An 18,906-nucleotide genomic window follows, 5' to 3' on the forward strand; every position below is an offset into this window, starting at 1 on the left:
CTGTGCCGATCGTTCCCAATCCGACCACAGTCACGGCCGAATGCGGTCGTCGCAAAGGTTACGTGCCGAGTTGGAGCCGGCCTACTTTTGGCCGGATTGGGAAAAGGCGTATCTTCCGCTGGGTCACGCTGGCGCTGGCGCTGGTGCTGCTCGGCCAGAGCACCGCGTTCGCGCAGGGCTACGTGCCCATCAGCGGCGCGGGGTCCACGTGGAGCTCGAACGCGCTCGATCAGTGGCGCAAGAACGTCGGCCAGTACGGCATGCGGATCAGCTACGCCGCCACCGGTTCGACCGACGGCCGCAACCAGTTCAAGGCGGGGCAGGTCGACTTCGGTGTCTCGGAGATCCCGTACGGTCTGACCGACGCCGGCGTCACCGACGTCGCGCCGACCAACCGCGGTTTCGCGTACATGCCGATCGTCGCCGGTGGCACCGCGTTCATGTACAACCTGCACATCGGCAACACCCGCGTGACGAACCTGCGGCTCTCGGGCAAGACCCTGACCGGGATCTTCACCGGCGCCATCACCAGCTGGGCCGATCCGCAGATCAAGACCGACAACCCGGGCCTGACGCTGCCGGCCCGCAAGATCATCCCCGTGGTGCGCTCGGACGGCTCGGGCACCAGCGCGCAGTTCACCACCTACATGGCCCGCCAGTACGGCTCACTGTGGGACGCCTTCTGCCGCAAGGCCGGGCGTGCCACGCCATGCGGGTTCACCTCGAACTACCCGCTCGTGCCGCCGATGATCGGGCAGTCGGGCTCGCTCGGCGTCACGAACTTCGTGCGGCAGGACCAGAGCGAGGGCGCGATCACCTACGTCGAGTACTCCTACGCGCGCAACGCCGGGTTCCCCATCGCGAAGGTGCTCAACCAGGCCGGGTACTACATCGAGCCGAAAGCGCCGAGCGTCGCGGTCGCGCTGCTCGCGGCCCAGATCAAACCGGACCTGACGCAGGAGCTCGGGGCCGTCTACACGAACCCCGACCCGCGCACGTATCCGCTGTCCAGCTACAGCTACATGATCCTGCCGACCACGCCGACGGCGCCGTTCACCGTCGAAAAAGGACGGACGCTGTCGGACTTCGCCTACTACTTCCTGTGCGAGGGCCAGCAACAGGCCGACCAGCTGGGTTACTCGCCGCTGCCGATCAACCTCGTGAAGGCCGGCCTGAACCAGGTGGCCCGGATCCCCGGCTCGACGAAGAAGCCGACTGACATCACGAAGTGCAACAACCCGACGTTCTCGCCGGACGGCACGAACCTGCTGGCCAAGAACGCCCCGCAGCCCTCGCCGTGCGACAAGATCGGCGTGGTCCAGTGCACCACCGGCACCGGCGGGGCGAAGTCCTCGACTCCGAACAACGGCGGCCCGGGCGGCCGTTCGAACGCCACCGGCGGACCGGGTGGCACGGCGGGCAACACCGGCGGCACGGCCGGCACGCCGGGAAACACGAGTTCGAACCCGGGCCCGCCCGGCACGACCAAGGGGCCCGGCGGCGGTGCGATCGACCCCGACACCGGCCTGCCCGTGGGCACGCAGAACCTCGCCGACGGCGGCTCTTCCGTGCCTGTGTCGCTCGCTCAGCGCGACGACGCCACGGCCGCGCTGCTCACGTCCGTTGCCGTCGCGCTGCTGCTCGGGCTCGTGATCGGTCCGCCGTTCCTCGCTCGGCGCCTCACGAAGGACAGGGACCGGTCGTGAAATACCTCAGACTCCTGCTCGCGGCCCTGCTCGCCCTGGCCGCGCTGCTCGTGGCCGCCCCCAGCCAGGCCGAGACCGGCTCCGAGGTCACCGTGCCGGGCACCGGCGCGTTCTCCGCGCTGAAGATCACGGTCAGCCAGACCACGGACCTGATCAACCAGACGGTGCGGGTGACCTGGACCGGCGGGCAGCCGACCGGCCCGTCGGGCAACTTCGCCACCAACTACCTGCAGATCATGCAGTGCTGGGGCGACGCGCCGACCGGCCCGACGCGCGAGCAATGCCAGTACGGTGGCCTCGCCGCGCAGGGCTCACCGGTGGCGGGCGCGTGGACGCGGCTGCGCCAGGTCAGCTACGGCACGTTGGTCGACCAGAAGGAGACGCTCAAACCCGAGGCGGGCAAACAAGCCGTGGTGCCGTTCACGTCCGTCTCCGGGGTCACGACGACCTCGACCGGCGAGTTCTTCACCGCGGGAACCACCAACGAGGTCCCGCTCGCCAAGACCCGGCTCGACGGCGGCGGCGAGGTCGATTTCGAGGTGCAGACCGCGCTCGAGGCCGACGGCCTCGGCTGCGGCACCGTCGTGAACGGCGCGCCACGAGCGTGCTGGCTGGTGATCGTGCCTCGCGGCAACACCGAGGTCGACGGCACCCAGGTCGGCGTCGGGGACAACCGGCCGCAGCTGGACTCCTCACCGTTGAGCGAGACCAACTGGGAGAACCACATCTCCGTGCCGTTGAAGTTCCAGCCGGTCGGCGACTCGTGCCCCCTCGGCTCGGCCGAGCGCCAGACCTCGGGCGACGAGTTCCTCTCCGAAGCCGTGCTGCGGTGGCAGCCGACGCTGTGCGCCGGCGGCGGCACTGTCTACGGCTTCACCCAGGTGCCCGACGGCGTCGCCCGCCAGACCGTGGTCTCGGACAACCCCGGGCTCGCGTTCATGACCGATCCCGTACCGCAGGACCAAGTCACGAAACCTCTTGTCTACGCACCGATCGCCTTGTCGGGCCTCAGCATCGCGTTCATCACCGAACGCCAGTCGGCAGGTGAAGGCGTGGTGCCGCCCGAAGTGTGGCAACGCGACGGCGAGCAGATCACCGAGATGAACCTGAACCCGCGCCTCGTCGCGAAACTGCTCACGCAGTCCTACGTGCTGTCGCTGCCGGTGCGCCAGGACTACCTCAAGGGCAACCCCGACTCGCTCACGCTCGATCCCGAGTTCCTCAGGCTCAACCCCGATTTCCAGGACTCGGGACGGCTGATGTCCGCGGTCGACGCCCTGGTGCCCACAGTGGACATGGACGCCACCACCATGCTGTGGAACTGGATCAAGGCCGACAAGGACGCGTCGGACTTCGTCAACGGTGTGCCCGATCCCGACGGCATGAAGGTCAACCCGTCCTTCCGCGGCACGAACCTGCCGGTGTCGAACTTCCCGCGCTCGGACCTGACCTGCGCCGGCACGGGGAACCTCGCCAGCTGCGCACTCGACCTGCGCCCGCTCGCCAACGACATGCACGAGGCCGGCCGCGCCATCAGCCGCGGTGACACGCTGGGCAAGGCGCCCACCGGCTTCTCGACGCCGACCGGCGCACCCGAGCTCAAGGCCGTCGACCGCGAGCCGCAGGGCCAGCGCAGCCTGCTCGCGGTGGTCGACACGCCGACCGCCGAACGCTACGGCCTGCCCACGGCCAAGCTGCGCAACTCCTCCGGCGCGTTCGTCGCGCCGACCGACACGGCGATGCTCGCCGCCGTCGCGGCCGCGAAACCCGGTGCCACCAAGGACGTCCTGCACCTCGACCCGACGACCACCGCGGCCGACGCCTACCCGCTCACCAACCTCGCCTACGCCGCCACCGCACCGTCCGCTTTGGACAAACAGGCGGGCACCGACTACGCCGCGTTCCTCAAGTACGCGGTGGGCGACGGCCAGCGGCCGGGCGTCGAACCGGGCACCTTGCCCGCCGGGTACGTGCCGCTGCCCGATTCGCTGCGTTCGCAGACCGTGGCCGCCGCCGACACCATCGCGGCCGAGTCCGGCCCGACCTCGCCCCCGCCCGCCGACGACACGTCCGGCCAGGGCTCGGGCGGCGGGCTCGGCGGAGGTGTCCAGCCCCCGGCCTTCGCCGGGTCCGGTGGCACGGGCGACACGGGTGGCGCGCCCGGCACCGGCGCCGGACCTCCGCCGTCCGTTCCCGGCGGAGCATCCTCGGCGGTCAAGGCACCGTCGACTTCCACGGCCAACCCGCAGAACGTGGCGCAGACGCGGCCGACCCCGGGCTCGCCCGTCGGCTTCGTGCGCTACCTGCTGGTGATCCTGCTCGCGGCGGGCGCGGTCGCCGTCGCCTCCGGGCCGGCGCTGACGCGCCTGAGCAAGCGGATGGGGAGGTGATGTCCGCGGCCCGCCGTGTCAGGAGCGGCAACTCCTGACCCGACGAGCCGGGTGCAACCGGCAAGACCGGCGTCACGCCTGCGAAAAGCACTGACGCCGGCGAGCTCGGACGAAGAGTCCGGGCATACCTGCTGAGCAAAGGATACCTGAAGTGAGCAAGAGAAGAACCCTGGTCACGGTCGCCGCGGCGGCCCTGGTCCTCGGCCTGAGCGGGGTGGCCCAGGCCGACCCGAGCGGCGCTCCCACCTTCCGCCAGCTCGCGGGTGTCGGTTCCGACACCACGCAGGGCGTGATGAACGGCCTCTCCGACACGATCACCGTCGGCGGCACCAAGATCATCGCCTCCTACGACGCGGTGGGCTCGGCCAGCATCACCACGAAGGACGCGGCGACCACGCCGGGCTGCACCATGACCCGTCCGGCCAACTCGGGTGAGGGTGTCAACGCCCTCGTCGCCTCGCTCGACGCCGGCGACAACTGCGTGCAGTTCGCGCGGTCCTCGAGCAACAACTCCGCGAGCTACGCGGGCAAGAACCTCACCTACGTGCCGTTCGCCGTCGACGCGGTGACTTACGCGGTGCGCTCGGACAGCTCGATCTCGAAGAAGCTGACCACCGCGCAGCTCAAGAGCGTCTACAACTGCACCGCTCCGGGTGTGGGCACCACGTACAAGCCGCTGCTGCCGAAGTTCGGTTCGGGCACGCGCGCGTTCTTCCTGTCCTCGCTGGGTCTGACGAACGCCGCGAACTACACCACGACGTTCCCGTGCGTGCACGACGCCGACACCACGGGCGCGCCGATCGAGGAGAACACCGGCACGTTCCTGACCGACCCGGCCAACGTCGCGCCGTACTCGATCGCCGCGTACCAGAGCCAGATCACCGGCGTGGTCCCGGCCGTGCAGGGCAAGGCCGTGCTGGCCACGCTCAACGGCATCTCGCCGACGTCGCTGAACACCGCCTCGTCGTTCAAGCGTGACGTCTACAACGTCGTCCCGACCGGCCAGCTGGCCAACGCGCCGTACGCCGGCACCTTCGCCGGCACCGGCTCCGCGATCTGCGGCGCCACCGACGTGATCACGAAGTACGGCTTCGGCAAGGCCGCCAACTGCGGCGACACCAGCATCGTCACGCCCTGACCCGGAAAAGGACCTCTTCCATGAGCACCAGATCCCTGCTGCGCCGCGTCGCCGTGGGCGGTGTCATCGTCACCGCCGCGCTGGCGGCGATGGGCACGCTCTCGACGGCCTCGGCCGCCGTTCCGCCGGGCACGCTCGGCACCCTGACCCTGAGCCCGGCCACGGGCGTCGACACCACCGCGGGCGTGGCCACCACGTCGGCGGGCTGCCCGGACACGGCTGACGCGTACTACCTGTACGTCTTCGGCCCCGGCGGTTTCACGAACGGTCTCATCGCGACGACCACCACCGACGTCGGCCTGTCCCACACGGACGGTTTCCCCGTCCAGCTGGGCCTGTCGATGAAGGACATCGCGCTGGACAACAGCACCACTGTCCAGCCGGGCCGCTACGACCTGGTCGCGAGCTGCATCGACTCGTTCTCGCAGGAGGTGCAGGGCACCTTCACCCAGGCGATCTACTTCACCGACGCCACGCACTACCAGAGCACCGACCCCGACGCGCCGGTCTCGACCAGCACGTCGCTCGCGGTCTCGCCGGCTTCGCCGGCGACGCAGGGCAGCCCCGTCACCCTGACCGCCACGGTCACCCCGGCCTCGGCCGGCGGCACCGTGCAGTTCAAGGACGGCGCGGCGAACCTGGGCTCGCCGGTGGCCGTGAACGGTGGCACCGCCGCCCTCACGACGTCGGCGCTGACCGCCGGCAGCCACTCGCTGACCGCCGTCTTCACCGGTGGTTCGCAGAACGTCGGCGGCTCGACCTCCGCCGCGGTGACCTACCAGGTCAACGCCCCGGTCGCGACCCCGACCACGACCGCGCTCTCGGTAACACCGAGCGGCACGGCTCAGCAGTTCAGCACGGTGACGCTGAACGCGTCGGTCACCCCCGCGGGTGCGGCCGGCTCGATCCAGTTCACCGACGGTGGCGCGAACCTGGGCAACCCGGTCGCGCTGTCCGGTGGCACCGCGACGCTGACCACTTCGACGCTGGGCGTGGGCGACCACACCTTCACCGCCGAGTTCGTCCCCGCCAACCCGGCGGCGTTCGTGGCTTCGGAGTCGGCCGGCGTGCCGCTGTCGGTGACCGCCTTCGCGGGCGTCGCCACCTCGGAGAACATCACCACGACCGTCAACGCGGGTGAGCTGCTCATCAGCGTCGACAACGAGAACGTGACCCTGCCTTCGCCGGCGATGCTCCCCGACGCCTCGATGCTGCAGACCTCGGGCCAGCTGAACCCGGTCACGGTCACCGACACCCGCGCCGGAAACCCGGGCTGGAACGTCTCCGGCCAGGCGACCGACTTCGGTGACGGTGCCTCGCACGCGATCAACGCCGCCAACCTCGGCTGGACCCCGGTCCTCGTCGACAAGGTGGCCGCGCAGAACATCACCGCGGGCCCGGCAGTCGGCCCGGCCGCGGCTGTGGAGCCGGGCACGGCCGCTCCGGCGGGCCTCGGCCTGGCGGGCTCCCGCACCCTCGCCACCGCCGCTTCGAACGGTGGCAACGGCACGGCGCACCTCGGCGCCGGGCTTTCGCTGAACGTGCCGACGTCGACCGTCGCCGGCACCTACACCGCGGTGCTCACCCTCACCGCCATCTGATCACCGGGTCTCCGGCGGCGCGGTGCCGGCCGCCCGCCGGAGACCCGGCCCCAGTTGTTCTTCCGTTCGAAGGGAAACGCCGATGCGCCTCGTGGCACTGGCCGCCGCGCTCCTGCTGGGTTTCGCGCCCGCAGCCACCGCCTCCGCCGCTCCCGCCGCCGAGGTGCACCCGTCTTCGCACCCTGTTGCCCAGGGCGCTCTTCTGCCGGCCGCCCAGCCGCCCGCGGGGGACCAGCGCGTGACGTTCGGCGTCCGTCCCGCCACCGCGAAGGCGCCGGACAACCGCCCGAGTTTCGGTTACGGTGCCACGCCCGGCGCCGTCGTCAAGGACTACGTCGCCGTCTCCAACGTCGGCACCACACCGGTGACGCTGAAGATCTACGCGAGCGACGCGTTCAACACCCCGGAGGGCGGGTTCGACCTGCTCGCCGCCGGCAAGAAGTCGGTGGACGCGGGGGCCTGGACCAAACCTGCGCAGACCAGCGTTTCCCTCAAGCCGCGCTCGGTCTCGATCGTTCCCTTCAGCCTGACCATTCCCGTGAACGCGACCCCCGGTGACCACGCGGCAGGCATCGTCGCCGCGCTGACCACCGAGCAGACGGGCGCGAACGGGCAGCGGGTCTCGGTCGAGCAACGCGTCGGTGCGCGCATCTACCTGCGCGTGACCGGGCAGCTCACCCCGCGGCTCGCGATCACCGGCCTCACCGGCACCTACGACCCGACGCCGTTCGGCCGCGGTGACGCGACCGTGAGCTACACCGTGCGCAACACCGGCAACACCCGCCTCTCGGGCACACAGCGCGTGGGCGTGAGCACGCCGTGGGGGACCACTGTGGACAGTGCGGCGCTGCCGCCGATCCCGGAGCTGTTGCCGGGCGGGCTGTTCAAGGTGACCACGAAGGTCTCCGGCCTGCTGCCCGCCGGCTGGCTGGACGCGACCGTGCACGTCGACCCGCACCCCGTGGCCGGGTTCACCGATCCGGTGGAGCCGGTGGAGGAGACCCTCACGCTGAGCGCCGTGCCATGGGCTTTCCTCGGGATCCTCCTGGCCCTGATCCTCGGCGTGCTCGCCGTGGTGGCCACCCGGCGCAGGCGTCGACGCGGTGGCACGACCGAAGCCCCGCCCGCCGAGGAGGTGGCTGAACATGCGGCTGCGCACTGAGCTCCTCCTGGTGACGGGTGGGCTGGTCCTGTTCGCCGCGCCCGCGCAGGCGGCGCCGATCGGCGGCCTGGTCGTGACCCCCGGTGAGGGCCAGGACGCGTCCTCGATCCGCATGCACACCAGCGCCGGCTGCCCGGCCGACGCCGACGCGTACTACGCGAACCTGCGCGGCAAGGGCATGCCCGCAGCCGGGCAGGTGGTCGTCGCGAACACCGACGTCGGGATGTCGCACACCGGCGGCTTCGACGTGTTCCTGGCCCAGACGCTCAAGGACTACGCCAAGGACAACGGAACCACGCTCTCGGGCACCTACGACGTGACGCTGTACTGCATCGACTCGTTCAGCCAGGAGAGCAAGGGCGAGTTCACCGCGGAGCTGAAGTTCGAGAGCGCGGTGAAGTACGCGGCGCTCGGCGCGGCGAAGGGCCCGAACCGGGCGCCGGAGACCACGTCCTCGGCGCCGCCGCCTTCGCATGCGGTTCCGCCGACGTCGGCCGTCCCGGCCCAGCCCGGCGCGGGTTCGACCCCGGTGACGCTCCCCGGGTCCGGCAGCAGCGGTGGGCCGACGACCAGCGCTCCGGCACCGGAAAACGTTGGCGCGAAAGCGGAATCTTCGCCGACGCTGATCGGCGCGTTCGCCCTCGTGGCGGGCGTGGGCTTGGTGGTCGCCGCGGTGGCCCTCGCCGCGTGGGTGGTGCGCCGGCGTGCCCGGTGAAATGCGGTTGTCCCCTGAACAGCGGAAGGAAAGCTTTCATGCGTAAGCGTCAGCTCGTCGTGGCGGGCGCCTCGGCGGCCGCGGCGGCGATCGTCGTGGTCACCCTGGTGACCTCCACCGCCTCGGCCGCGCTGCCCCCGCCGGGCAGCCTCGGCACCCTCACTCTCGAACCGCCCACAGGCACCGGGGACACGGCGCCGGTCGTGCGGACGTCGCAGGGTTGCACCCCGGACTCCGACTCCTACATCGCCCACGTCTTCGGGCCCGGCGGGTTCGCGCCCGGGCTGGTGGCGACGTTCGGCCTGCAGGACGTGGACTTCTCGACCACGCAGCCGTTCCCGGTGCAGTTCACCAAGGGCATGACCGACATCGCGACGGACAACCAGACCGAGGTCGTCGCCGGCACCTACGTGGTTCAGGTGTCCTGTATGGACTCGTTCTCGCAGACGCCGACCGGCACGTTCACGACGAACATGTACTTCACGGACCCGACGCACTACCAGTCGGCCGATCCGAGCGGTCCGCCCGTGTCGACGACGCCGACCACACCGACGTCGGTGAGCACCTCGCAGCCGACCTCGACCACAACCACCACGTCGACGTCCACGACGACCACGGGCACCACCACGTCCACGGGCACCACGACGACCACGCCCACTCCGTCCGCTTCGGACTCTTCGGACGCCCCGACCTCGACCTCGTCGACGACCACCACGTCGGCCACACCGACCACGACCACCACCGGCACCACGACGACGGGCTCCACGACCACCCCCGGCACCCCGACGTCGACCTCGACCACGACGACCCGCACGTCGACCACGAACTCGAGCCCGGTGTCGACCACCACCACTCCGCGCACGACGACGACCACCCCGACGAGCACGAGCACCACCACGCCAACCGGCACGTCCACGACGACGTCCTCCGGTACGGTCTCCAACACTGAGACCACCGACTCCTCGTCGAGCTCGGCGACGTCCACAAGCGACACTTCGGCGACCGTCCCGGCCGGGGACACCAGCACTCCCGGCTCCGGCGGCGGTGCGGGCGAGAACGTCGGCACCTCCGTGCCGGGCCGTACGCTGGCCTACACCGGCGTCGACCTCGGGTTCTTGATCCTCGCCGCGGCCGTGCTGATCGGGCTGGGCGCCGTGGCGCTCATCGTGGTCCGCCGCCGCAGGGCAGACGCCCGCCGCACATGGTGACCATCGAGACGGACACCGCCGCACCGCCGACGGGGAAACCCGCGGCGGTGTGGGTGACCGGGCAGGCGCTGTCGATCGTCGGCGCGCTGATGCTGTGCCTGGTCGTGCAGATCGCCGTGATCGGGCAGCTGGCGCACAACCGCGACCAGGACCGGGCGTACGCGGCGTTCCGCGACCAGCTCGCCAACGCGACCGCGCCGGCAGGCGGCTACGACCCCGACGGGCACCCGCTGGAGCCGGGGACTCCGGTGGCGGTGCTGACGGTGCCGCGGATCGGCGTGCGCGAGGTCGTCGGCGAGGGGTCGACGTCGGAGGTCCTGAAGTCCGGGCCGGGGCACCGCCGCGACACGGTGCTGCCGGGCCAGGCGGGCACGAGCGTGGTGCTCGGCCGGCGCGCGGGGTACGGCGCGCCGTTCCTCGACATCGGCAAGCTCAAACGCGGTGACCTGATCAGCGTCACCACCGGGCAGGGTAAGCACGAGTACGAGGTGCTGGGCGTGCGCCACAGCGGCGACCCGCAGCCGGCCCCGCCCGCGCAGGGCCAGGGCCGGCTGACGCTCGTCACCGCCGACGGCCCGCCCGGCCTGCCCGCCGACGTCCTGCGCGTGGACGCGCGTCTGCTCACCCCGGCCGTCGGGATCGGGGGTGTGCTGCCGGCGTCGGCGATGAGCGAGTCGGAGCAGGCGCTGTCGGGCGACCCGGCGGCGATGGTGCCGCTCGTGCTGTGGGGGTTGCTGCTCGTGGTGAGCGCGGCCGGAGTCGTGTACGTCCACCAACGCGTCGGCAAGTGGCATTCGTGGGTGATCGGGGTGCCGCTGCTCGGCGCGCTCGGCGTCACGGTGGCCGACCAGGCGGCTTCGCTGCTGCCGAACCTGTTGTGAGGAGACCAGGATGACCATGCTGCTGCCGTCGGTCGAGGAGACCACGTCGATCGAGGCGCGCGCGGTGTCCGCGTGGTTCGGCGACCGGAAGGTGCTCGACCGCGTGTCGCTGACCATGCCCGCGCGGTCCGTCACCGCGCTGATCGGCCCGTCGGGGTGCGGGAAGTCGACCTTCCTGCGCATCCTCAACCGCATGCACGAGCTCGTGCCGAGCGCCACGCTCGCCGGCGAGGTCCTCCTCGGGGGCGACGACATCTACGACCCGTCGTGGAAGCTCACCGACGCGCGCCGCCACATCGGCATGGTGTTCCAGAAGCCCAACCCGTTCCCGGCGATGTCCATCTTCGACAACGTCACAGCGGGCCTGAAACTCACGGGCACCAAGGTGCGTGGCTCCGAAAAGGACGCTCTCGTCGCCGAGTGCCTCATCAAGGCCGGCCTGTGGAAAGAGGTCCGCGACCGCCTCCGCCAACCCGGCGGCGCGCTGTCCGGCGGGCAGCAGCAGCGCTTGTGCATCGCGCGCGCCCTCGCGGTCCGCCCGAAGGTCCTGCTCATGGACGAGCCCTGCTCGGCGCTGGACCCCACTTCGACGCGCCGCATCGAGCAGACGATCGAGGACCTCAGCGGCGAGGTGACCATCGTGATCGTCACCCACAACATGCAGCAGGCCCAACGGGTTTCCGCGCAGTGCGCCTTCTTCCTCGCAGAAGAGGGCGCCCCCGGCGGCATCGTGGAGGCCGGCCCGACCACCACGATCTTCGAGTCCCCGCACGACGACCGCACCGCCGACTACGTCCACGGCCGCTTCGGCTGAGCGTCAGTTGTCACCGTTGAGGATCACCGTCGGCGGCGTCCCCTTCGCCTTCACGTAGAACACGGCCAGCTTCGCCGGCTCCGTCGCGCTCGCGTTGCGACTCACGACGTGCACATCGGTGGGGGACTCGTAGAACACGCCACCCATGGGGACGGTCTGCAGCTTGCCGCCCTTCACTTGCGTGACAACACTTCCCTCGAGGACGTAGACGAACAGGTCGCAGTTGTGCCGGTGCACCTGGGAGGCTTCCCCGGGCGCGAAGTCGACGATCTCGATCATGCCCTCCTTGCCGGCGATGTCGGGCAGGCTCTGGGTCATGAGCCGGGTGACGGCGCCGGCTTTCGTCTGGTGGCCGTCCGGGCTGATGTTGTGGGGGCTGGTGCTTTGGGTGCTCGCGCTGTGGGGGCTGGTGCTCGATGCCGGTGCGATGTCGGCCGCTTCGCCTGTACTGCACGCCGCGACGCTGCCCAGTGCCAGCAGGGAAACCAGCGCTGCCTTGATCGTCTTGTTCATGTCTTGCACTCCCGCCCGATAGTTGATCTTCCTCTCGACGTTAAGGTCGGGATGGCACCGGAACGCGGGTCACTTCAGGGCAAGATCATTGGGCCACTTTCACGGCGAGGGCCACACCGTGGCGTCGACCAGCCGCCCGCTCGCACCGCGCCCGGTAAGGCCGGCGCCGCCGGTCGGTTCGGTCCTCGGCGAGCAGGTCGAACACCAAAGTGCACGGGTTCGTGGAATCTTGGACGTGATCACGCGGGAATCTGCCAGCACGGCGTCGCCGCCGCACGGAGCGTCCGGCCCAATCGGGGAAGCTCCCGCACCACCGGATCCACCACGCCCACGCCTCCCAGCCCGAGGTCGCTCGTAAGCCAGCCCGTCCACCGCGCGACCTGTGCTGGTTCAGTCAACATGGCATGCTGCCCTGTTTACCGATTCCGGTCTGCTGTGGTTTTTCCTCGGCCGTGCATGAGCCGTCGGAGGGGTGGTTGTGGGACCTGACCGCGTGTGACGTGAGCCCGACGACGTTGCGAAGCCTACGATCTGCTGCGGTGACGGGCTGCCACATGGCCCTCGACCAGGATCGAGAACAGGTTCGAAGCAGCGACCGTCAAACGCCCTTCAGAACACGATCAAGTGCCGCCCGGCCTGCAGGTCCCCAGTGAGGCTTGCCGCCGGGGAGGCCCCGATCTCCGTTCTGCCCCATGAGCATCAGGAAGAGGCTCTTCATGGCGGCCAGCCCGCGGGCGCGCCGGATCGCCGCCTCATCTGCGTGCGTGTACGTGTCGAAGAACCGTGAGGCCGTGCCCGCGGGTAGCAGCACCCATGCGGCGGCGAGGTCCCACGCCGGGTCGCCGGCGAACATGTCACCGAAGTCGACGATGCCCGAGAGCGTTCCGTCCGAGACGACGACGTTCGCGGGATGGAGGTCGCCGTGCACCCACACCGGCGGGCCCTCCCACGCGTGAGCCGCAACGGCGTCGTCCCAGACGGCCCGGACGTCGGCAGCGATGTCGTCGGGAGCAACGGCCTGGAGGAAGTTCTCGAAGCCGCCTGTGCAGTTCCGGGGATGGGCTCCGCGGTCTGTGGCGATCGGTGCCTCGGTAGGTGCCTCCACATGGAGCGCCTGGAGGAAGCTCGCCAGCGTGTCGGCCGCATGGGCGCCGCGGCTGATCGTGACGTGGTCCAGCGGCTCGCCGGGAACCCACGTCATCACGGTCCAGTGCTTGGGGAAGCGCTCGGACGGCTCGCCGAACCGCACCGGGGTCGGCACCGGGAGCGGCAGGCGCGGGGCCAACACGGGTAGCCACCGCCGCTCCTTGAGCTGGAGCTCCGGAGTTGGGTCCATGCGCTGCATGCGCACGGCCAACTCGTCCCCCAGGCGCCACATTTGGTTGCCCCAACCGCCCGCCACCTCGCGGATGGTCAGCCCTGCAAGGTCTGGATGTTGCTCCTGCAGCAGGTCGCGGACCAGGTCTGCGGTGATCTCGATCTCGGAGTCGGTCACGCGAAGTCAGTGTACTGACGCAGCAGGCGCAGTGGCGGAGCGGAGGCTTTGCGACGGAACGGCCCCAAAGTGCAGAGAAGCCAGTAGCCGGGATCCAAAAAGTGACGCGAGCGTTGATGAGCAAGACACTGGCGCCGTTCGACAGATACCCGGTAAGCCTCGGGACATCGATCGAGCAGCTGGCCTCGGCGGACAACACTGCGAACAGCAGTGCGTGCAGCGGGGTCTTGGGCGGATTTGTTCTACTGGGGACATGGTTGTAGACGAGTTCCGCGAGCTGCTGGAACAGCACGTTCGACCGGACGGGACCACGGCGATCGAAGGCGTTCGGATCTGCCAAGCCGCTCCGAGTGGTACGCCGGAGACCGGGATGTCGGGCACGGTGCTCGCCGTCATCGCTCAAGGACGAAAGCGACTGGCTCTGGGTGAGCTGATCTACGAATACGGGGTGGGCCAATACCTGATCGCCTCCGTCGATCTTCCGGTGACCGGGCATTTTCTCGGTGAGATGCCGGGCGTCCCTTCGCTCGGGTTCGGGATGACGCTCGAACCCGCCGAGATCGCCGAAATGCTGCTCACGAGTGGGCCCGTGGAGTTGCCGCCGTACGCAGAAGCCGCCCGACCGGGTATCGCTGTGAGCGACGCGCCGGTCGAACTGATGGAAGCGATCGTGCGGCTGTTGCGGCTGCTGGACCGGCCCCAGGACCGGGCGGCGCTCGCCCCACTGGTCAAACGCGAAATCGTGTGGCGTCTGATCACCGGCGACCAAGGCGACGCGGTACGCCAACTCGGTCTCGCCGACAGCGGGTTGTCCCACATCCGACGAGCGGTCCGCTGGATCCGGGAGAACTACGTCCGATCATTCCGCGTCGAGGACCTTGCTCGACTCGCGGGGATGAGCGTGTCCGCGTTCCACCGGAACTTCCGGGAGGTGACCGCGATGACACCCGTCCAGTTCCAGAAACACATCCGGCTGCAAGAGGCGCGGCTACTGCTGGCGCACCATCCCAAGGACGTCACCGCTGTGAGCTACCAGGTCGGCTACAAGAATCCCTCCCAGTTCAGCCGGGAGTACCGGCGCCATTTCGGCGCCCCGCCGAGGGTGGACGCGATGCGACTGAAGGGAGGAGAGACCCCCGGGTCAGTCCAAGCACTGCCGTGACGATCCCTTCCGTGCTGGAGAATTGTGCAAGTAAGCAAGAGGATCTCGTTGGCCATCCGACCGGAGCGCTGCTGTGCTGGAGGTGCTGGATCAAGCCACTACGGAGAGAACCGCCATGCACGCTGAAGCCAGGCAGAGCGCACATCAAGACCGCGGCTACGATTATGTCGAGGTTGTGCGTGCCCTCGACATCGGACCGAATTCGGGCAGGGCAGAGCGGACGATCGACATCACGACCACGGGTCGGTGGAGCGGACAGCTCCGACGGATCGAGATCTGGTTCCACCACGTCGACGGCCGCTGGTATCTCACGGGCATGCCCGCAGCTCGCAGCTGGTACGCCAACGTGCTCGCCAACCCACGGTTCACCGTCCACCTCAAACACGGAGTCCAAGCCGACCTGCTGGCGACCGCACTGCCGGTCGACGCGCCGACACGACGACGCGTGATCACCGAGGTGCTCGCACTGCAGAACCGAAGTGATCTCGGCACTCAGCATGCCGGCCGCCAGATTCTCGAAGTGTGGCTGGCGCGGAGCCCGCTGGTCGAGATCGTGTTCGACGACGAAAGACTACGCGCGTTATCAGCGACGGATCGCCCTTGAGCGCGACCCTTCCGGCAACGAGTACCGGGCTTGGTCGCCCGGCAGATCCGCACGGGCGGCCTCGACGGCACCGGGCCCATTTCGAACAAAGATAATTTCGCAACAATTCGCGACGATCTTACCGGATTAAAGCCGGTGATACTATTTTGCCGGAATTTCCGGAAAGCGCGAGCGGTTCCGGTCAGGACTTATGCCGCGACGATTGTAGCTTCACGGTCCATTTTAGCAGGGAGAATCATGAAGTACCGCACACTGGGCCGTACCGGAATCCAGGTCAGCACCTACTGTCTGGGCACCATGATGTTCGGGTCCATGGGAAACTCGGACCACGACGAGTCGATCCGGATCATCCACAAGGCGCTGGACGCCGGGATCAACTTCGTCGACACCGCTGACGTGTACTCCCTCGGGGAATCCGAAGAGATCGTCGGAAAGGCGCTCAAGGGTCGCCGCGACGACATCGTGCTCGCCAGCAAGGCGAGCCTGCCGATGAGCGACGATCCCAACCACCGGGGAAATTCCCGACGCTGGCTCACGACCGCGGTCGAGAACTCCCTGCGCCGCCTGCAGACCGACCACCTCGACCTGTATCAGATCCACCGCCCCGACCCCACGACCGACCTCGAGGAAACGCTGTCGACGCTGTCCGACCTGATTCGCGGCGGCAAGGTCCGCGCCATCGGCACGTCATCCTTTCTCGGCTCGGACATCGTCGAGGCGCAATGGGTCGCCGAACGCCGTGGCCTGGAGCGCTTCCGGACCGAGCAACCGCCATACTCGATCATCAACCGCAGTATCGAACGCGAAGTGCTGCCGGTCTGCCGTCAGTACGGCATGGGAACGCTGGTCTGGAGCCCGTTGGGCCAGGGCCTGCTCACCGGGCGGTTCCGCAAAGGCCGGCAGTCCGACAGCCACCGGTCCAGCTTCATGCCGGACCACTTCGAGGCCGACCGCAAGCTCGACGTCGTCGAACAGCTGATCCCGCTCGCCGACAAGGCAGGCCTGCCGATGACCCACCTCGCGATGGCTTTCGCGGTCGCGCATCCCGGCGTCACCTCGGCGATCATCGGACCACGCACCATGGAGCAGCTCGACGACCTGCTGGCCGGTGCTGACGTCACCCTGGACGACGACATCCTCGATCGGATCGACGCGATCGCCCCGCCCGGCACTGACGCCGGACCCAACGAGGTCGCCTACGCACCGCCGGCCGTCACGACCGTCAGCCTGCGTCGCCGACCGGCCGACGAACGGTCCGCCGCCTGACCAACGTCGCAGTGGAGACCTTCTTAACTGATACTGGACCGCACAGCGCAGCCTCCAAGCGGATCAGGGAAGGTCTCCACAGGGCGGCAAGAGAGTGCTGATCATCGCTTGGATGGCTGTCAGCCGTCTCCGACGCGGCGGGGGAAGGCACGGCCGAGGACGCACGATCGCTGATCCGACCGAGATCGCCTAGTGCGTCTGCTGCGGACCCCGCCGGTCCACGCTGCCGGACCTGGCCTGGATCGCCGAGGCCCGCTGGCGGATCGAAGACGCACTCAGGTCGGTCCTCAAACAGTTGAGCGGCCCTCGTCAACTTCGCCGCATGCCAGGAGCGGGAGAAGCGGCCCAACTGGCGCAGGCAGCGACTCGCCAGTTCAAGGGCGCCCGGAGACCCGGCAGACGGGCCCGGTGACCCGGGGTCTGGGAACCTCCGGGCCCGCAATGCGCGACGCTACGTGGGTGCGGTGCGCCGCGGATAGCACCTAAGGGTGGAGATCCTGGATGTTCACGTTGCCGCCCGTGCGTTGCGTGGCGCAGGGCGAGGTGTCAACGACACACAGTCCGGCTTGTAGACAACACGTCGTGCCAGTCGGTCAGGCCTGGATCAGCGTCGTTAAGTACAACTTGAGCCGAATCAACTCAATTTTCTTGCCCGACCCGAAGAACCTCTGCCACGGTGGCTTCCGTGGCGAACGAGGGGGTGGCCACCCGCCGCGGTGGCCTGCTGCGTACGAGGGACTTCCGGCGGCTGTGGCTCGCCGACGCGCTGAGCCAGGTCGGCAGCCGCATCGACTTCCTGGCCGTTCCGTTGCTGGCCACGACCGTGTTGTCGGCTTCGGTGGTCGAGGTGTCACTGCTGAGAACACTCGCGACGCTGCCCTACCTGGTGCTCGGGCTGCAGGTCGGCGCGTGGTGCGACCGGATCCGGCAGCGGCCCGTGCTGGTGGCCGCCGACCTCGGCCGCGTGGTGCTGATCGGATCGATCCCGGTCGCGGCGGTGGCGCAGGTGCTCACGCTCTGGCACCTCTTCGTGGTCGTCCTGCTCGCGGGCGTACTCGGGGTGTTCTTCGACGTCGCGCACCAGACGTACGTGCCGCACCTCGTCGCGCGCGCCGACCTGCCCGAGGCCAACGCGCGGCTGCAGACGAACGCATCCGTCGCCGCGGTCGCGGGCCCAAGCCTGGCCGGCGTGGTGATCCAGTACCTCGGCTACCCGGGCGCGATGGCCGCCGACGCCGCGTCCTACCTGTGGTCGGCCCTGTGGCTGCGCCGCATCGAAACGCCGGACCCGACCGGCGAACGGTCCGGCCGCAGCCTCCACCAAGAGATCGCCGAAGGGCTGAAAGCCGTGCTCGGCGACGCGATCATCCGCGCCATCACCTTGCACGGCACGGTGTCGTGCCTGTTCCAGTCGATGTTCATGGCCATCAGCGTTGTGTTCCTCAGCCGTGACCTCGGGCTGTCGCCGGTTGCGATCGGGTTGCTCAGCACGGTTTCCCTCACCGGCGCGTTGGTGGCGAGCGCCGTCGCGAGACCGCTCGAGCGGCGGGTCGGGGCGGCGCGGGCGCTGAACGCGGCGGCCGTCGTCTACGGGGGCTCGTTCCTGCTCTACGCGTTCACCACGCCCGGCTGGGGTTTGGCCTGGTACGTCGCCGGCGGGGTAGGCGCTGGGTTCGGGATCATCCTCATCAACGTCTACGCCGTGAGCTTCCGCCAGGCCGCCACCCCGCGCAGGCTGCTCGGCCGCGTCAACTCGGTGTCGACGACGTTGATCCGCGGCATGGCGCCCCTCGGCAGCCTGGCCGGCGGCGTGCTTGCCGACGTGACGAACATGCGGACCACGCTGTACGTCGTCGGCGTCGGACTGCTGCTGTCGACGGCGATCCTGCTCGCGTCGCCGCTGCGGCGGCTCAGGGACCTGCCGGAGTGACGTGCGGAGGCGCCGTCGGTGCCCGCCAAGTGGGATCTCAGCCTGACCGCCGTGAACCAGGACCTGTTGCGGGTCGGCCGAATCCGCCCGTCGATGCCGGACACGCCCAGTTGGGCGAAACTGCTGCCTGCCGCGATCAGGTGTTCCGCGTATCCCCAGGCCAGCGTCAGAACTACGGACTGGCGGTCAGGTGTTCTTGTGTCATGCCAGAACGACGGGAGCCGCCGGCTGGCACACCATCAAGGCGGCCATCCCGCATCTGCGGGCGCGTAAGGGCGGTTCCATCATCCTGACCGGCTCGACCGGCGGCCAGCGCGCGAT

Annotated in this window: 15 protein-coding genes; 13 read left to right on the forward strand and 2 right to left on the reverse strand. The window is 69.3% G+C overall.

Translation table 11 applies throughout. From position 1 onward, the window contains the following. Positions 1–62 precede the first annotated feature (62 nt). The 9 genes from pstS to ABZU76_RS48595 all read left to right on the forward strand — a co-directional run bounded on the left by pstS (position 63) and on the right by ABZU76_RS48595 (position 11,615). A complete protein-coding gene (pstS, locus tag ABZU76_RS48555; protein ID WP_354884364.1) occupies positions 63–1,706 on the forward strand; it encodes a phosphate ABC transporter substrate-binding protein PstS in 1,644 nt (547 codons plus the stop codon). After that, positions 1,703–4,096: a hypothetical protein gene (locus ABZU76_RS48560; protein ID WP_354884367.1), complete on the forward strand. Its 2,394-nt coding sequence runs from the start codon at positions 1,703–1,705 to the stop codon at positions 4,094–4,096. The genes pstS and ABZU76_RS48560 overlap by 4 nt, the downstream gene beginning before the upstream one ends. Before the next feature lie 151 nt (positions 4,097–4,247). Further along, entirely contained in the window at positions 4,248–5,234 is a 987-nt protein-coding gene (locus tag ABZU76_RS48565) for a hypothetical protein (RefSeq protein ID WP_354884370.1), read from the forward strand. A gap of 20 nt (positions 5,235–5,254) precedes the next feature. Continuing rightward, positions 5,255–6,835 carry an Ig-like domain-containing protein gene (locus ABZU76_RS48570; protein ID WP_354884373.1) on the forward strand — a complete coding sequence of 527 codons (1,581 nt, stop codon included), beginning with the start codon at positions 5,255–5,257 and terminating at the stop codon, positions 6,833–6,835. An 82-nt stretch (positions 6,836–6,917) separates the two neighbouring features. Then, positions 6,918–7,997: a DUF916 domain-containing protein gene (locus tag ABZU76_RS48575; RefSeq protein ID WP_354884376.1), complete on the forward strand. Its 1,080-nt coding sequence runs from the start codon at positions 6,918–6,920 to the stop codon at positions 7,995–7,997. Next, positions 7,981–8,712, forward strand: coding sequence for a hypothetical protein (locus ABZU76_RS48580; protein ID WP_354884379.1), 732 nt, complete (start codon positions 7,981–7,983; stop codon positions 8,710–8,712). The genes ABZU76_RS48575 and ABZU76_RS48580 overlap by 17 nt, the downstream gene beginning before the upstream one ends. Positions 8,713–8,750: 38 nt before the next feature. Next, positions 8,751–9,920, forward strand: a complete 1,170-nt coding sequence (locus tag ABZU76_RS48585) for a hypothetical protein (protein WP_354884382.1) — start codon at positions 8,751–8,753, stop codon at positions 9,918–9,920. Continuing rightward, positions 9,914–10,801: a class E sortase gene (locus tag ABZU76_RS48590; RefSeq protein ID WP_354884385.1), complete on the forward strand. Its 888-nt coding sequence runs from the start codon at positions 9,914–9,916 to the stop codon at positions 10,799–10,801. Before ABZU76_RS48585 ends, ABZU76_RS48590 begins: the two co-directional genes overlap by 7 nt. A 10-nt stretch (positions 10,802–10,811) precedes the next feature. After that, positions 10,812–11,615 (forward strand): phosphate ABC transporter ATP-binding protein, encoded by an 804-nt coding sequence (locus tag ABZU76_RS48595; RefSeq protein WP_354884388.1) that lies wholly within the window; start codon positions 10,812–10,814, stop codon positions 11,613–11,615. Between the two features lie 3 nt (positions 11,616–11,618). On the opposite strand, the gene ABZU76_RS48600 is transcribed toward ABZU76_RS48595, so the two are convergent. Together ABZU76_RS48600 and ABZU76_RS48605 are read right to left on the reverse strand one after the other, a co-directional pair. Then, positions 11,619–12,128 carry a cupin domain-containing protein gene (locus ABZU76_RS48600; RefSeq protein ID WP_354884391.1) on the reverse strand — a complete coding sequence of 170 codons (510 nt, stop codon included), beginning with the start codon at positions 12,126–12,128 and terminating at the stop codon, positions 11,619–11,621. A gap of 598 nt (positions 12,129–12,726) precedes the next feature. Then, positions 12,727–13,623, reverse strand: a complete 897-nt coding sequence (locus ABZU76_RS48605) for an aminoglycoside phosphotransferase family protein (RefSeq protein ID WP_354884394.1) — start codon at positions 13,621–13,623, stop codon at positions 12,727–12,729. Between the two features lie 253 nt (positions 13,624–13,876). On the opposite strand from ABZU76_RS48605, the gene ABZU76_RS48610 reads away from it, so the two are divergent. From ABZU76_RS48610 to ABZU76_RS48625, 4 genes are all read left to right on the forward strand, one after another. Beyond that, positions 13,877–14,785: an AraC family transcriptional regulator gene (locus ABZU76_RS48610; RefSeq protein WP_354884405.1), complete on the forward strand. Its 909-nt coding sequence runs from the start codon at positions 13,877–13,879 to the stop codon at positions 14,783–14,785. A gap of 73 nt (positions 14,786–14,858) precedes the next feature. Further along, entirely contained in the window at positions 14,859–15,389 is a 531-nt protein-coding gene (locus tag ABZU76_RS48615; RefSeq protein ID WP_354884397.1) for a nitroreductase/quinone reductase family protein, read from the forward strand. Positions 15,390–15,626: 237 nt separating this feature from the next. Then, positions 15,627–16,655, forward strand: a complete 1,029-nt coding sequence (locus ABZU76_RS48620; protein WP_354884408.1) for an aldo/keto reductase — start codon at positions 15,627–15,629, stop codon at positions 16,653–16,655. A gap of 685 nt (positions 16,656–17,340) precedes the next feature. Then, on the forward strand, positions 17,341–18,585 hold the full coding sequence (locus tag ABZU76_RS48625; RefSeq protein ID WP_354884400.1) for an MFS transporter: 1,245 nt from the start codon (positions 17,341–17,343) through the stop codon (positions 18,583–18,585). The last annotated feature ends 321 nt before the right edge of the window (positions 18,586–18,906 follow it).

Origin of the sequence: Amycolatopsis sp. NPDC005232 (genome assembly GCF_040607795.1) — a bacterium.
Lineage (GTDB): Bacteria > Actinomycetota > Actinomycetes > Mycobacteriales > Pseudonocardiaceae > Amycolatopsis.